The sequence below is a fragment of the Flavobacterium enshiense genome (genome assembly GCF_022836875.1).
GTDB lineage: Bacteria > Bacteroidota > Bacteroidia > Flavobacteriales > Flavobacteriaceae > Flavobacterium > Flavobacterium enshiense_A.
In genome coordinates this window covers 547,209-562,820 of the sequence record NZ_CP090376.1, presented here as the reverse complement: position 1 = coordinate 562,820, position 15,612 = coordinate 547,209, and the positions used below count along the sequence as shown (strand labels likewise).

Annotated in this window: 14 protein-coding genes; 8 read left to right on the top strand and 6 right to left on the bottom strand. The window is 40.0% G+C overall.

Annotation, left to right across the window (positions count from 1 at the left end):
- The first annotated feature begins 64 nt into the window (after positions 1 to 64).
- A complete protein-coding gene (serS, locus tag LZF87_RS02555; RefSeq protein WP_244341378.1) occupies positions 65 to 1,336 on the top strand; it encodes a serine--tRNA ligase in 1,272 nt (423 codons plus the stop codon).
- A 64-nt stretch (positions 1,337 to 1,400) separates the two neighbouring features.
- On the opposite strand, the gene LZF87_RS02550 is transcribed toward serS, so the two are convergent.
- From LZF87_RS02550 to panC, 6 genes are read right to left on the bottom strand one after another with little or no spacing between them, the layout of a single operon-like run.
- On the bottom strand, positions 1,401 to 1,865 hold the full coding sequence (locus LZF87_RS02550; protein WP_244341372.1) for a gliding motility lipoprotein GldH: 465 nt from the start codon (positions 1,863 to 1,865) through the stop codon (positions 1,401 to 1,403).
- A gap of 51 nt (positions 1,866 to 1,916) precedes the next feature.
- A complete protein-coding gene (gene radA / locus LZF87_RS02545; RefSeq protein WP_244341370.1) occupies positions 1,917 to 3,278 on the bottom strand; it encodes a DNA repair protein RadA in 1,362 nt (453 codons plus the stop codon).
- Positions 3,279 to 3,280: 2 nt separating this feature from the next.
- A complete protein-coding gene (locus LZF87_RS02540) occupies positions 3,281 to 4,543 on the bottom strand; it encodes an alpha/beta hydrolase-fold protein (protein ID WP_244341368.1) in 1,263 nt (420 codons plus the stop codon).
- A 47-nt stretch (positions 4,544 to 4,590) separates the two neighbouring features.
- On the bottom strand, positions 4,591 to 5,553 hold the full coding sequence (locus tag LZF87_RS02535) for a lysylphosphatidylglycerol synthase transmembrane domain-containing protein (RefSeq protein ID WP_244341365.1): 963 nt from the start codon (positions 5,551 to 5,553) through the stop codon (positions 4,591 to 4,593).
- 1 nt (position 5,554) lies between these two features.
- Positions 5,555 to 5,905, bottom strand: coding sequence for an aspartate 1-decarboxylase (gene panD, locus LZF87_RS02530; RefSeq protein WP_023573119.1), 351 nt, complete (start codon positions 5,903 to 5,905; stop codon positions 5,555 to 5,557).
- A 14-nt stretch (positions 5,906 to 5,919) separates the two neighbouring features.
- Complete coding sequence (gene panC, locus LZF87_RS02525) at positions 5,920 to 6,768, bottom strand: pantoate--beta-alanine ligase (RefSeq protein ID WP_244341362.1); 849 nt, start codon at positions 6,766 to 6,768, stop codon at positions 5,920 to 5,922.
- 108 nt (positions 6,769 to 6,876) lie between these two features.
- On the opposite strand from panC, the gene LZF87_RS02520 reads away from it, so the two are divergent.
- The 7 genes from LZF87_RS02520 (at position 6,877) to LZF87_RS02490 (ending at position 15,601) form a co-directional block, all read left to right on the top strand.
- Positions 6,877 to 7,683 (top strand): glycogen/starch synthase, encoded by an 807-nt coding sequence (locus tag LZF87_RS02520; RefSeq protein WP_244341360.1) that lies wholly within the window; start codon positions 6,877 to 6,879, stop codon positions 7,681 to 7,683.
- A gap of 18 nt (positions 7,684 to 7,701) precedes the next feature.
- Entirely contained in the window at positions 7,702 to 9,420 is a 1,719-nt protein-coding gene (locus LZF87_RS02515; RefSeq protein WP_244341357.1) for a DUF4270 domain-containing protein, read from the top strand.
- 2 nt (positions 9,421 to 9,422) lie between these two features.
- Complete coding sequence (gene glmS, locus LZF87_RS02510; protein WP_244341354.1) at positions 9,423 to 11,270, top strand: glutamine--fructose-6-phosphate transaminase (isomerizing); 1,848 nt, start codon at positions 9,423 to 9,425, stop codon at positions 11,268 to 11,270.
- Between the two features lie 149 nt (positions 11,271 to 11,419).
- Complete coding sequence (gene atpD, locus LZF87_RS02505) at positions 11,420 to 12,931, top strand: F0F1 ATP synthase subunit beta (RefSeq protein ID WP_244341353.1); 1,512 nt, start codon at positions 11,420 to 11,422, stop codon at positions 12,929 to 12,931.
- 48 nt (positions 12,932 to 12,979) lie between these two features.
- Positions 12,980 to 13,261 (top strand): F0F1 ATP synthase subunit epsilon, encoded by a 282-nt coding sequence (locus LZF87_RS02500; RefSeq protein ID WP_244341339.1) that lies wholly within the window; start codon positions 12,980 to 12,982, stop codon positions 13,259 to 13,261.
- 179 nt (positions 13,262 to 13,440) lie between these two features.
- Positions 13,441 to 15,219, top strand: coding sequence for a tetratricopeptide repeat protein (locus LZF87_RS02495; RefSeq protein WP_244341321.1), 1,779 nt, complete (start codon positions 13,441 to 13,443; stop codon positions 15,217 to 15,219).
- Between the two features lie 70 nt (positions 15,220 to 15,289).
- Positions 15,290 to 15,601 carry a DUF4286 family protein gene (locus tag LZF87_RS02490; protein WP_244341318.1) on the top strand — a complete coding sequence of 104 codons (312 nt, stop codon included), beginning with the start codon at positions 15,290 to 15,292 and terminating at the stop codon, positions 15,599 to 15,601.
- Positions 15,602 to 15,612: the final 11 nt, after the last annotated feature.

Here is a 15,612-nt window from a genome sequence, read left to right as displayed (position 1 = left end):
CGCTGTTTACTGTCAAATTAATAAAACAAATCCTTAAATTTGCTCACCTTAAAAATCAATATATATGTTACAGATAGCTTTTATCAGAGAAAACCAGGAAAAGGTAATCCAGGCTTTGGCAAAAAGAAATTTAGATGCTAAAGAATTGGTTGCGACTGTGGTGGCACTGGACGAAAAACGTCGTGCAACTCAAGTGGAATTGGACAATATTTTAGCCGAGTCGAACAAGCTGTCCAAAGACATCGGAGCAATGATGAAAAGCGGCGAAAAAGCCAAAGCGGAGATTTTAAAGGAAAAGTCGACACAATTGCGTGAAAAAGGAAAAGAACTTACCGAAGTTTTAAACACGGTTTCCGAAGAGCTTACGCAGGAATTATATAAATTACCAAATACACCAGCCGATATTGTGCCAGTAGGGAAATCTGCTGACGATAACATTAACGTTTACGAGGAAGGCGAGATTCCGGTTTTGCACGAAGGTGCCTTACCGCATTGGGAACTGATTAAAAAATACGATATCATCGATTTCGAATTGGGTACGAAGATTACTGCTCCCGGATTCCCAGTATACAAAGGAAAAGGAGCGAAGTTGCAACGTGCTTTGATTTCTTATTTTCTTGATAAAAATACCGAAGCGGGTTATCAGGAAGTTCAGGTGCCGCATTTGGTTAATGAGGCATCCGCTTATGGAACCGGTCAGTTGCCGGATAAAGACGGACAAATGTATCACGATGCCAAAGACGATTTGTATCTGATTCCTACAGCCGAAGTTCCGGTGACGAATATTTACCGTGATGTTATTTTGCAGGAGAGCGAATTGCCTGTTTTGGCAACTGGATATACTCCATGTTTCCGAAGAGAAGCTGGTTCTTGGGGAGCTCACGTTCGCGGATTGAACCGTTTGCATCAGTTTGACAAAGTGGAAATCGTTCGTATCGAGCATCCTGAAAAATCACACGAAGCTTTGGACGGCATGGTGGAACACGTAAAAGGATTATTGAAAGAATTGAAATTACCATACCGTATTTTACGTCTTTGCGGTGGTGATATGGGCTTCGCTTCTGCGTTAACGTACGATTTTGAGGTGTTCTCTACAGCGCAGGACCGTTGGTTGGAAATTTCATCGGTTTCTAATTTTGAAACGTTCCAAGCGAACCGTTTGAAATTACGTTTCAAAGGAAAAGACGGTAAAACGCAATTGGCACACACCTTAAACGGAAGTTCGTTAGCGTTACCACGTGTATTGGCAGGAATCCTGGAAAATTACCAGACACCTGAAGGAATCGTTATTCCGGAAGTACTACGTAAATACACCGGTTTTGATATCATTGATTAATACAATATTCAACTATAAAAAAAAAGCAGACTGAGAAGTCTGCTTTTTTGTTGTTTTCTTGTTTTTATTGAGCCGTGGCAACATCTAATCCTACGCCAAAGACATTCGGTAAATAAGGTCCGTGGAAGGAATTTGATACCTTCAGTTTGTAATTTCCTTTGGTTAGTTTTGCGTTTTCTTTGATGATATGGTGCAAATCGCATAAATCCCCTATGCAATCGCCGAGTTCTTTTCCGGAACTGTCTTTTATCTGGAGGGCCAGTGAAAATTTTTCTTCTTTTCCGGAAGGATCTGTGATGGTAAAATCCAAGGGAATACTTTGGAATTGGTAATCATACGAATAGCTGAATCTGAAAATCAGATCATATAATTTTGTGTCATCTGTAATCGTAAACTCATAGGTTTTTGCATCAGTCTGTTCCCATCGGTTATGCGGAAAATCTTTATCTAATTTGCTGTAAACATCAGCCTTGTTGCAGGAAACTAAAAGTGCTGTCGCACAGACCAGTAGTAATGTTTTAATGTTCATACTTTGTGATAGTTAATTAGACGATATTTTTTATGGTCCTAATAAGATTGTCTATCCAAATAATTCCGAAACGACATCTTCAACCTTCGCCACCATTTTTATTTCGATAAGCGTATTTTTTAGTGATATTTTATTGTATTTGGAAACGAAAATGGTCGAAAAACCTAATTTTTCGGCCTCTTGTATGCGTTGTTCTACACGGTTTACCGGACGGATTTCTCCCGAAAGTCCTACTTCGCCTGCAAAACAAAAGTTTTTTTCCACCGGAATATCTTCGTTGGATGAGAGTATCGCTGCTACAACCGCCAAATCAATAGCCGGATCGTCCACGGAAATTCCTCCTGTAACATTTAAGAACACATCTTTGGAACCCAAATGAAAACCGGCGCGTTTTTCCAGTACTGCTAAAATCATGTTGAGTCGCTTGGCGTTGTAACCGGTGGTGCTGCGTTGTGGCGTTCCGTAGACAGCGGTGGAAACTAAGGCCTGTATTTCAATCATTAGCGGTCGCATACCTTCTAATGTAGAGGCAATGGCAGTACCCGAAAGTTCCTCGTCTTTATGGGAAATCAAAATCTCCGACGGATTGGCTACTTCGCGCAATCCGGAGCCAAGCATTTCATAAATGCCCAGTTCGGCGGTGGATCCAAAACGGTTTTTAAGCGATCGTAAAATGCGGTAAACATGATTTCGGTCGCCTTCAAATTGTAAAACGGTATCTACCATGTGCTCCAGAATCTTCGGACCGGCAATGTTACCATCCTTTGTAATATGTCCGATAAGGATAACCGGAGTATTGGTTTCCTTGGCGAATTTTATCAGTTCTGCCGTGGTTTCCCTGATTTGAGATATGCTTCCGGGAGACGATTCGATGTAATCGGTATGAAGTGTCTGAATGGAGTCGATAATCACGATTTCCGGTTCGATTTCTTCAATCTGACGAAATATATTCTGAGTTTTGGTTTCGGTCAGGATATAACAGTTATCGCTGTTGGCTGTAATCCTTTCGGCGCGCATTTTTATCTGCTTCTGACTTTCTTCCCCAGAGACATAGAGGGTTTTATAGGGTAATTTCAAAGAGATTTGCAAAAGGAGCGTACTCTTTCCAATTCCGGGTTCGCCACCTAAAAGGGTTAAGGAGCCCGGAACGATTCCGCCGCCCAAAACTCGGTTTAACTCTCCGTCTGTAGTGTTTAACCGAATTTCTTCGACAGAATCAATTTCTTTTATTTTTAAAGGTTTAGCGGCTTTTTTGACTGGAGAAGTTTCTGTCTTCCAAGCTACTTTTTCTTCTTTGTGAATGACTTCTTCTACAATGGTATTCCATGCCTTACAGGATGTGCACTGTCCTTGCCATTTGGCAAACTGGGTGCCGCAGCTCTGGCAGAAAAAGGCGGTTTTTATTTTCGACATTATTATTGTTTCGGTTGTTCGGCAGGCGTTTCTGTTGGCGTTTCTGTTGGAGCATCGGCCGGAGTTTCCGCAGGGGCTTCGGTCGGCTCTTCAGTGACTTCTTTGTCGCGATTCTTTTCTTTTTTCAATTGTCCTTTGATGGCATCGGCACGTTCCAGCATCATGTCTTTGGTTAGGTCACGAATCGGAGCTTGTCCAAAAGCGGTCATAAATGCTTTTTGGGCTTTGGCCGGTTCGCCCATATTGTCATAATACATGGCTTTGTGGTATTCACTCAACATGGTTTTAGGGTAGTTTTTCTTTGCCAATTCTGAGAGCGGAAGAAAATCTTCGTAGTTCTTGTTTTTCATGATAGCCGCTTCAATGGCTTTGAAATCGGAAAGACGGATCCTCGGCATAAAGCCCAGTTTCTTTTGGATATTGGCGTATTTGTCCACAAGATATTGGGTGTGTCCTTTTTCCTGTTTGCCCAGTTTCTCTTGGAATTCATTCATTGAAATCGGTTGGTAGCCTTCAAAAATTGTAGCTATAGCACTATTGATAGCAGCCGGAACCAAGGAGTAGTGCGATGTGTTTTTAAAATCATCAAAAGAGTATTTTACAAAATCTGATTTTACGGCTTTTGCTCCTTCATCAAGGACTTTAATACGTTCTCTCATCGGTTTTAAATCACCATCCGCGGTAGCCAGATAGTAGAAGATTGGTTTTTGAGCAATTTTAAGTCGCTCAGGAATTCTGGTTTCCATTTCAGCCGGTAATTCAGGGCTTAAGCATAAATAAGCATTAAAAACAGGGTTGTCTTTATACAGATAAGCATTTATGAAAGAAGCTGTCAAATCGTGTCCGACAATCATTCGGAAAGGCGCCACACGGAATTTTTTCTCTATAAACGGTAGCAATTCCATTCCGACAAACTCGAAGAATTTCGCTCCCTGCTCAGTAGGAAGTCCGTCTTCGTCAAATTGCGTGTCATATTCGCGTTCGTTTCCTTTGTTCTGATTGATTCCGACGATAATCACTTCTGGAAGATCATCCCAATAAGCACCGTATTTCATTGTTCCCAATACCGGGTCCAATAAATATTCACTGTCCAAAACTACGAAAACAGGGTATTTTTTCTCCTTGGCCGATTCGTATGAAGGCGGAAGAATGATACTGATATCGCGAGCAACGCCCAGTTTTTGAGATTCAAACGGTTCGTCAAAGCGCTGTGCGAACAAGGAACCCGTTACAAACGTGAGGAGTAGGAGCAATTTGGTTTTCATGAAATTTACTGTATTTAACTGTTAAAAAAGAACAGCAATATAGCAAATTATTTTTTTCGATTGAAAACAGGTAAAAGTAAAAACGAAATGCCACCCAAAAGTACAACAAGCGCGGTTTGTGAGCTCCATAAAATCCATCCGAAGGCTGTTCCGGCGGTTTCAGGAATGTTATAAAGCAGCAGGATCTGTGCAATCATTAAAGGGAAGGCTCCAAATCCACCATTAGTGAAGGTAACGGCTAAACTTCCAACCACGAATGCAGTGATGATTACGCCTAAGCTGATGCCGCTGGTTTCCGGTAAGGCAAATACGGCGGAATAGAATGTCAGTACGTAAGAAATCCAAATGACTGCCGTATACATCATAAAAGGTACACGGTGTGGCATTTTGAATGCGCTTAAAAGACCTTCAACTAAACCTGTAATTTTCTCTTTTATGAATAAAATTGGTTTCCAATTCGAAAAAATGAAGAGCAAGATAACGCTAATGAACCCGAACATGCCAATAAATCCAACGTATATTAATTTTTCAACCGGGATGATACTGGAAAGAAAGGCCTGCAGTTGGTCAAATTGGAGTATGAGCGCCGTAAGAATGAATCCAATAAGGATAAACAGGTCGATTACTCGTTCGGCAATAATGGTTCCGAAAGCTTTGTCAAACGGAATGTCGTTGTATTTTTTCAGTACAAGGGCACGTGATACTTCGCCCGAACGGGGAACCGTGTAATTCATCAGATAGCCGATGCATACTGCGGAAAAATTATTCGGGAAACTGGAAAGGTAACCCATGTGCTCGAGGCTGTAGCGCCAACGGTAACCCCTGGCAGCCAGGCTTACAATGGAAAAGAAAGATGAAATTGCAATGAAACTGTAGTTGGCATTTTTAAAATAGCCTTTCATTTCTTCCAATTGCTGGTCGGTAAACTTGTTGTAAGTGTAAAAAACCAAAAAAACTCCCAGCAGAAGCGGGAGTACAATGCCTAATGTTTTTTTAACTTTTTCGTTCAAGCTATGTTAGTGAATTATCATTCTCATTAGGGAATACAATGGCTGGCTTGAAGGTTTTGGCTTCTTCGCAGGTCAGGATTCCGTAGGCAATAATAATGATGATATCACCTTTGTGTACTTTCCTCGCGGCCGGTCCGTTCAGGGTGATTTCCCCACTGTTTCTTGGTCCGGTAATTGCGTAAGTTTCCAAACGTTCGCCGTTATTCAGGTTTACGATGGATACTTTTTCGCCTTCATGAATGTTGGAAGCTTCCATTAGAGCTTCGTCAATGGTAATGCTTCCGATATAATTTAAATCGGCTCCAGTCACCTTTACGCGGTGAATCTTGGATTTAACAACGTGAATTTGCATACTGCAAAGTTATATCAATTTAGTGAAATATTATCTATTAATCTGATGTTGTTTATGAAAACAGCTACGAAACCACGATATTTTCTGGTTTTACTTTTTCTTTTGCAAGGAAGTAAAGTGTCCTCGTCTGCGATTTCAAAATACTCCAGTTCGAAATTCGGGTATTTATTGAATTCGTTAGTAACAAAAGTGCTGACTTCTTTTGCTGTTTGTTTTTCGAATTTCGTTTTGGCTGCTTTTAAGATCTTGTAGATTATTGCTGCTTCGTTTCTTGCTTCTTCCGAAAGACGCTCGTTGCGGGAACTCATCGCCAGGCCGTTGGGTTCGCGATGAATCGGACAGCCGTGAATGACTACCGGTAGCTTGTGTTTTTCGGTCATTTTTTTCACGATCTGCAACTGCTGAAAATCCTTTTCGCCAAAATAGGCGTTGTCGGGAGTTACAATTTCAAATAATTTTTTCACGATGGTTCCCACGCCGTCAAAATGGCCGGGACGGTGTGCGCCTTCCATTTGAAATTCCAGCCCGTCGTAATTAAAGGCTGATGATTTTGTGTTGCCCTCATAGATATCGTCTATAGAAGGTGCATATACGATGATGTTGTCGGAAAGTGTTTTTATTTTTTCCACATCGCGCTCGAGTGTTCTCGGATATTTGGCTAAATCCTCGGCGTTGTTAAACTGTGTTGGATTTACAAAAATACTTACCACCGTTATGGTGTTATTTTTCAGGGATTCCTGCATCAGCGACAAATGTCCTTGGTGTAGGGCACCCATGGTAGGGACAAAGCCGATTTTGGTTTTTTGAGAACGAACTGTTGCCAAATGTGCCGTTAAATCAGACTTTTTATTGAAGATTAACATTTTCTTCCGGTTTAAATTGAGTGCAAACTTACTATTTTGTCAAATAACTGCATAAATTTTTGTAATTTTGCATGTTTTTTGTACCCAATTTTTAAAAATAAAATACAAATGGAGGATAAGAGGATATTGTATGTATCATCTGAAGTAGTGCCTTACTTGGCTGAAAATGAGGTTTCTTTAATGTCGTATGATGTGCCTAAAATGATCAACGATCAGGGAGGCCAAATACGCATTTTCATGCCGAGATACGGAAATATTAATGAGAGAAGACATCAATTGCATGAGGTGATTCGATTGTCGGGGATGAATTTGGTGGTGAATGATATGGACATGCCTCTGATTATTAAAGTTGCTTCGATCCCGAAAGAGCGCATTCAGGTTTATTTTATCGATAACGATGAATACTTCAAGCGCAAAGCTACCTTTACCGATGAGGAAGGTGTTTTGTATCCGGATAACGACGAGCGCGCCATTTTCTTTGCTAAAGGGGTGGTGGAAACTGTTAAAAAACTTAACTGGGTTCCGGATATTATCCACGTTCACGGATGGATGGCGGCGATGTTGCCAGTTTATATGAAACATTTCTACAAAAACGAAGCGCTTTTTGCCGATACCAAAATTGTTACATCAGTTTATAGTCAGTCTTTTGACGGTACGTTAGATATGGAGATGCTTAAGAAAGTAACTTTCGACAATGTGCCTCAAGAATCAGTGAATGATTTGGCCGAGCCGAATTTCGAAAACATCATGAAAGCATCAATCCTGCATTCGGATGCGGTTATCATTGCTTCCGAAGAAGTGTCGCCAAGTTTAACAAAATTTATAGAAACTTCAAACAAACCTTTTTTACCTTTCGTACCGAAAGATCAATTTGCAGAGGTATATACTAATTTCTACAAAACACAGGTTTTATAATAAACTGATTTACAAAACATGAATAAATTTACATTGGCTAAGAAGCTTTTATTGTTGGTTACCATCGTTCTTTTTGCTTCTTGTGATAAGGATTTTAATTCTATAGGTTCTGATATTGTTGGGGATGATCATTTTGCGCTTGAAAAAACAACTTATGAAGTAAAAACCAATAACTTTCTTACCGGTCCGGTACAGACCAATAACCTTAGTTTAAATTCCCTTGGAACGTATGTTGATCCGGCTTTCGGAAGAACTACGTCTCATTTCGTTACACAAGCCGAGATGGAGGTTGAAAATGTTACTGTAAATACGCATCCGCAAGTTGATTCTGTTTGGGTGTACGTGCCGTTCTACTACGGTAAGCAAACCGGAACAGATGCTAATGGAGTAAGAGAGTATGAATTGGATTCGATTTATGGAGATGGTGTTAAAAATGACATAGATCTGGCAACTCAAAAGTTCAAGTTGAAAATTTATGAAAACGGTTATTATCTGGAAAATTACAATCCTAATAATCCGTTTGGTGTTCAGCGCTTTTACTCTGATGATAAGGGTGCAATCGAGAGTAATTTGAGAGGTGCAGCGGCAGACGGAAGTTCTGTTCTGAACGGTCAATACCTGAATAACAGTGTGAATGAATCTGAAAATGAAGAGTTTTTCTTTGATAAAAAAGAACACATTATTTATAAAACAAATGATCAGGGGAAATTTGTTGATGCAGATGGTGAAGAGTTGACGGATCAGATTACTATTTCAAAACGCGTTGTTAAAGAGCGTTTTACTCCGGGGATATGGCTAAATCTGAATAAAGAATATTTTACAAAAAGAATCTTGGAGGCGGACCCTGGGAATTTAATCAATAACAATACCTTTAAGAAGTATTTCAGAGGGTTGTACTTTCAAGTCGAGGCATTGGATAGTCAACAAGGGGCTTTGGCGTCGTTGGATTTTACCAAGGGATATATAATGATAAAATACAACATGGATAATGTTGCTAATTCACCTACGCCTACGCAGGCTAGGAGTAAAGGGTCTTTGAAGCTCAAATTGGGAGGAAATTGCATTAATTTCTTTGATAATAATCATACATTGCCAGCTGCTTCAAACAGGATTAGTTTAAAAGGAGGGGCGGGTTCTGTTGCTACTATTGATTTGTTTGATTTGTCTAAGGATGCGAACGGTAACCAGGTGCCGGACGAATTGGATAAAATAAGAGAAGACTTTGTGGAAAACAATTGGATGATCAATGAAGCGAATCTTACTTTTTATGTGGATAAAAGCGAAAGTAGCGGTATGGGGAAATCTAACCAGGAGGAGCCTACCCGAATTTATGTTTACGATGCCAAAAACAAAAGACCTGTCGTGGATTATTTTAGCGACGGTTCTACCAATAGTTCAAATCCAAAATTAAGTAAAATAGGTTTTGGTGGAATTATTGAAAAAGATGCATCGGGTCATGGAGTGAAATACAAAATCCGAATTACGGATCACATGAAGAATTTGATCAAGAACGATTCGACGAATTATACGCTTGGTTTGTCAGTTACGGAAAGTATTAATGTGTCAACCAACGCTTATCGAAAACCCGCTGGTGGGCAGCCTACTGAAGTAGTTCCGCTTGGATCGGTGCTTAGTCCGCTAGGGACTATCTTGTATGATGCTACTGTTCCTGCTTCGGATACGGATAATTATGACAAAAGAATTAAATTAGAGATTTACTATACAAAACCTGACTAATTATGTGTGGAATTGTTGGATATATAGGTCACAGAGAAGCTTATCCTGTGATTATTAAAGGATTAAAAAGGCTGGAGTACCGTGGGTATGACAGTGCTGGCTTGGTTTTGTGTGAGGAAGGGAAGTTTAATCTTTCCAAGACAAAAGGAAAAGTTTCTGATTTGGAAGCCAAAGCCGAAAAAGAATTGTCATTAAAAGGAACTGTAGGTATGGGGCACACCCGTTGGGCTACACACGGAGTTCCTAATGATGTGAATTCACACCCTCATTTTTCGAATTCCGGTGAATTGGTGATTATCCATAACGGAATTATCGAGAACTATGAGCCGCTTAAGAAAGAATTAATGAACCGTGGCTATGTTTTTCATTCTGATACAGATACCGAAGTTTTGGTTAATCTTATTGAAGAGGTTCAGAAAAAAGACAATCTTAAATTAGGAAAAGCGGTTCAGGTTGCCTTGAACCAAGTGATTGGAGCCTATGCTATTGCGGTTATGGATACAAAAACGCCTGAGGAAATGGTCGTGGCGCGTTTAGGGAGTCCGTTAGCTATCGGAATCGGAGAAGATGAATTCTTCGTTGCATCGGATGCTTCTCCTTTTATTGAATATACGACGAATGCTATCTATCTGGAAGATGAGGAAATGGCGATAGTTCGTTTGCATAAACCGATGAAGGTTCGCAAGATAAAAGACAATTCGTTGGTGGATCCATACATTCAGCAATTGCAGATGAATTTGGAGCAGATTGAAAAAGGAGGCTATGATCATTTCATGTTGAAAGAGATTTACGAGCAGCCGAGTGTGATCAAAGATACCTACCGTGGTCGTTTGCATGCCAATAAAGGTATTATTCAGATGGCAGGTGTGGAAGATAATATTGAGAAATTCACCAATGCCAGCCGAATCCTTATCGTTGCCTGCGGAACTTCGTGGCACGCCGGATTGGTGGCAGAATATATAATTGAGGAATTTGCACGTATTTCTGTTGAAGTAGAATATGCGTCTGAATTCCGTTATCGCAATCCGATTATTAACTCTGATGACGTGGTTATTGCCATTTCGCAATCAGGAGAAACGGCTGATACGTTAGCGGCTATTAAGTTGGCGAAAGAAAAAGGTGCGTTCGTTTTCGGAGTATGTAATGTAGTTGGATCTTCCATTTCCCGTGAAACCCATGCCGGAGCTTATACGCATGCCGGACCGGAAATCGGGGTGGCATCCACAAAAGCGTTTACTACGCAAATCACAGTGTTAGCCATGATTGCGCTTCGTTTGGCTAAAGCCAAAGGAACGATGAATAATTCTGATTACCAGCGTTATTTGCTGGAATTGGAATTGATTCCTGAAAAAGTGGAAGAAGCATTGTTGAGTAATGATGTAGCCAAAACCATTGCAGGAATTTATAAAGATGCTCCTAACTGTCTTTATTTAGGACGCGGTTATAATTTCCCTGTAGCATTGGAAGGTGCGTTAAAATTAAAAGAGATATCCTACATACATGCGGAAGGTTATCCTGCAGCTGAAATGAAGCACGGACCAATCGCGTTAATCGATGAGCACATGCCGGTTGTGGTGATTGCGCCTAAGCAGAACCATTACGATAAAGTGGTAAGTAATATTCAGGAAATCAAAGCCAGAAGCGGAAAAATCATTGCGGTGGTTACCAAAGGTGATACTCAGGTGCGTGCATTGGCAGATCACGTGATTGAAGTGCCTGATACTTCGGAAGCATTAACGCCATTATTGACAACAATCCCGTTACAATTACTTTCATACCACATTGCGGTGATGAGAGAATGTAATGTCGATCAGCCAAGAAACCTTGCAAAATCGGTTACTGTGGAATAAAATTTAAAGCGGATTTTTACGATCCGCTTTTTTATTGTAAAAAATTCAATAATTAATTTTCTTTTTTTTAATTTAAAAACTATCTTTGCGCTCTGAAAAAAGAGGTTTTTTCAAGAAACGTAAATAGCTGTTTAATAAATACATAAGCAATGTCTAAAGTTACAGGAAAAGTTGCACAGATTATCGGACCGGTGGTTGACGTGGTTTTTAACACGCAAAATGCCGAACTTCCAAAGATTTATGATTCATTAGAAATCATTAAAAAAGATGGTACAAAATTAGTACTTGAAGTACAGTCTCACGTTGGTGAGGATACGGTTCGTACTATTTCGATGGATTCAACGGATGGTCTAAGCAGAGGTACAGAAGTGGTTTCAACAGGTAGTCCAATCCAAATGCCGATCGGTAAAGATATCTATGGTCGTTTGTTCAATGTAATGGGAGACGCTATTGATGGGCTTGGAGATTTGCCAAAAGATGGTGCGAATGGTTTGCCAATTCACCGTCAGGCTCCTAAATTTGAAGATTTATCAACTTCGACTGAAGTTCTATTTACAGGTATTAAAGTAATCGATTTGATCGAGCCTTACGCAAAAGGGGGTAAAATTGGATTGTTCGGTGGTGCTGGTGTAGGTAAGACAGTATTGATTCAGGAGTTGATTAACAATATTGCAAAAGGTCACGGTGGTCTTTCTGTATTCGCTGGAGTAGGTGAAAGAACACGTGAAGGAAATGACTTGCTTCGTGAGATGTTAGAGTCAGGTATTATCAAATATGGTGATGATTTCATGCACTCTATGGAAAATGGAGGATGGGATTTATCAAAAGTTGATAAACCAGGAATGAGAGAGTCTAAGGCTACTTTCGTTTTCGGACAGATGAATGAGCCACCAGGAGCTCGTGCTCGTGTAGCTTTATCTGGTCTTTCTATCGCTGAGTACTTCCGTGATGGAGCTGGTGAAGGTCAAGGAAAAGACGTACTTTTCTTCGTTGATAACATCTTCCGTTTTACACAGGCAGGTTCTGAGGTATCGGCACTATTAGGTCGTATGCCATCTGCGGTAGGTTACCAACCAACATTGGCAACTGAGATGGGTACAATGCAGGAGCGTATTACTTCAACAAAAACGGGATCTATTACATCTGTACAGGCGGTTTACGTACCTGCGGATGACTTAACTGACCCGGCACCGGCAACTACGTTTGCTCACTTAGATGCTACAACAGTATTGTCTCGTAAAATTGCTGAGTTAGGTATTTACCCTGCGGTAGATCCATTGGATTCTACTTCTCGTATCCTTACTCCGGAAATCTTAGGAAAAGAGCACTACGCTTGTGCGCAAAGAGTAAAAGAGATTCTACAGAAATACAAACAATTACAGGATATCATCGCGATCTTAGGTATGGAAGAATTATCAGAAGATGATAAATTAGCTGTATCAAGAGCACGTCGTGTACAACGTTTCTTATCTCAGCCGTTCCACGTAGCTGAGCAGTTTACAGGTATCCCGGGTGTATTGGTTGATATCAAAGATACTATCAAAGGATTTAACATGATTATCGACGGTGAGTTAGACCACTTACCGGAGGCAGCGTTCAACTTGAAAGGTACCATCGAAGAGGCTATCGAAGCTGGACAAAAAATGTTAGCAGAAGCATAATTTTAATTGCTTAAAGCCTAAAGCTTAAAGCTCTAAAGCAAATAAAAGATGATTGTAGAAATTGTATCACCAGAAGCCACATTATTCAGCGGTGAAGTTACTTCGGTAGCAGTTCCGGGAGTGAATGGCGAGTTCCAGATGTTGAACAACCACGCGGCTATCGTGTCGTTGTTAGGAAAAGGAAACGTAAAAATCGTTGGTTCGGGATTGAAAATCGCAAAGGAATTTGCGCATAAATTCCACAAAGTAAACGAACAGACGTTTTGGTTACCTATCGAATCAGGAACTGTCGAAATGAACGACAATAAAGTAATTGTTTTAGCTGACTAAGGCAATTTGAAATAAGAAAAAAGTCTCGAGAAATCGGGACTTTTTTTATAATATAAAGCGTCAGAATCACTAATTGGGTTCTTTCCGAACAGGTGTCTGTAGCTTTTAAACTATAAATTAACAGATGAATGTGGCTTTAATACAAATTCAATGTTTAAATTTATAGTTTATTATCACCGATGAGATTCAACTTCGTTTACATACTGCTTTTTTTCTCGCTAACTGTTTTTTCGCAAAACGAACAGTTGGCGCAGAATTATTTTGACCGTGGCGAATTTGAAAAAGCCATAGTGGTGTATGAGGATGTCTTAAAAGCACAACCTTACAATTACCCGGTTTTGCTTAAATCCATTGCCTGTTACCAACAGTTGAAGCAATACGAAAAGGCAGAACAACTGATTCAGAGCCGAATCGAAAAAATGAAATTGGATAATCTTTACGTAGAACTTGGGTATAACTATCAACTGCAGAAAAATCAGGAGAAAGCGGATAAAAATTACGCCAGCGCGTTGGAGAAAATTCGCGAAAACCCCAATAATGTTTATGGTATTGCTTATGCTTTCGAACAAAAGGTACTTGTGGAAAAAGCAATTCAGGCCTACGAAATCGGAAAATCGGTTAACCCTAATTTGAATTTCGATTACCAACTGGCTTTGTTGCAGGGGCAATTAGGGAATATGGAGCTGATGACCGATAAGCTTCTTGATTTTGCTTTTTCTAATCCGGCCAACCTTCCGATGGTTCAAAATCAGTTGATGCGATTCATAACCGAGGATGCCAGCGAAAGTTTCAACGCTTACCTGAAAAAAGCCTTATTACTTCGGACACAAAAAACGCAAGATATTTTCTGGAACCAGTTTTTGAGTTGGTATTTTGTTCAACAGAAAGAATTCGGAAAAGCCTTCATTCAGGAGAAAGCCATTTTTAAAAGACAGCCCGATAATTTCTATACAATAATCAATCTGGCAAAACTGGCGGTTCAGGAAGACGAAAACGAAGCGGCAACCGAAATATTGCAGTTCATACTGGATAATACACAGGATTTGGGATTGCAAATGGAGGCGCATCATCATTTGTTGTCCATGGAAATTGAAAAGGCTTCAGAAAAAGAATTTCCGGGAATAAGAGAAAAACTTAACCTGTTGTTGAAGAAGTACGGTATTTCCCCTTACTCCTTGCAATTACAGATTTTGTCCGCGCATTTCGATGCGTTCTATCTGAAGCAATTTGAATCGGCTAAAAATACGCTAACCAAAGCATTGGAATTGCCTTTGAATAATTACCAAAAAGCGGAAGTGAAAGATGAACTGGCTGATATTTTATTATTGGATGAAAAATTCAATCAGGCAATCATCTATTATGCTCAGATCGAAGATGATTTGAAAAACGATGAAATAGGACATCAGGCCAGTCTGAAAATGGCTAAAGCGAGTTATTTTAAAGGCGATTTCGAATGGGCGCAGAAACAGTTTAAAGTTTTGAAATCTTCATCGTCCCAATTAATCGCCAATGATGCGCTGGAATTGTTTCTGCTCATCAGCGACAATACTGTAGAAGACAGTACGCAGGTCGCTCTGAAAAAATTCTGCAAAGCCGATTTCTTACTTTATCAAAATAAAACTGCCGAAGCGCTAAAAGCATTTAAGGCCATATTGACTGAACATAAAGGTCAGGCGATTGAGGATGAAACTTTGCTGAAGGTCGGACAATTGTATGAAAAACAAAACGATTTCCAACAGGCATTACTGCTTTATCAGCAGATTTTGGACAATTACAAAGAGAGTATTTATACCGATGAAGCTTTGTTCTATTCAGCGGAAATTTACCGCAAGAATCTGCAGGATGTAGAAAAGGCAAAAGCACTTTACGAAAAGGTGATTTTTAACCATCAGGACAGTATTCACTTTGTGGATGCCCGAACGAATTTCAGAAAACTTAGAGGGGACACAAATCTGTAACAGAGTACATTGCTACAGTTGCAGTTTTCAGGTTTTTATCCATAACTAATACACAATTAAATAATCAATAATGATAATCTACAACGTAACTATCAATATACACGAAAGCGTCCACGATCAATGGATGAAATGGATGCAGGAAAAACACATCAAAGACGTTTTGGCTACTGGAAAATTTACGTCGGCACGTATGGTTAAAGTATTGGTGGAAGAAGATATGGGAGGAGTGACATATTCCATTCAGTATACCACTGATTCTAAAGAAACCTTGCAGCGTTATTACGACGAAGATGCAGCAAGGCTTCGTGAAGAGGGATTGCGTCTTTTCGGTGATAAAATGTTAGCCTTCCGTACCGAACTGGAGTTGATTTCAGAACATTAATTCAGATAGTT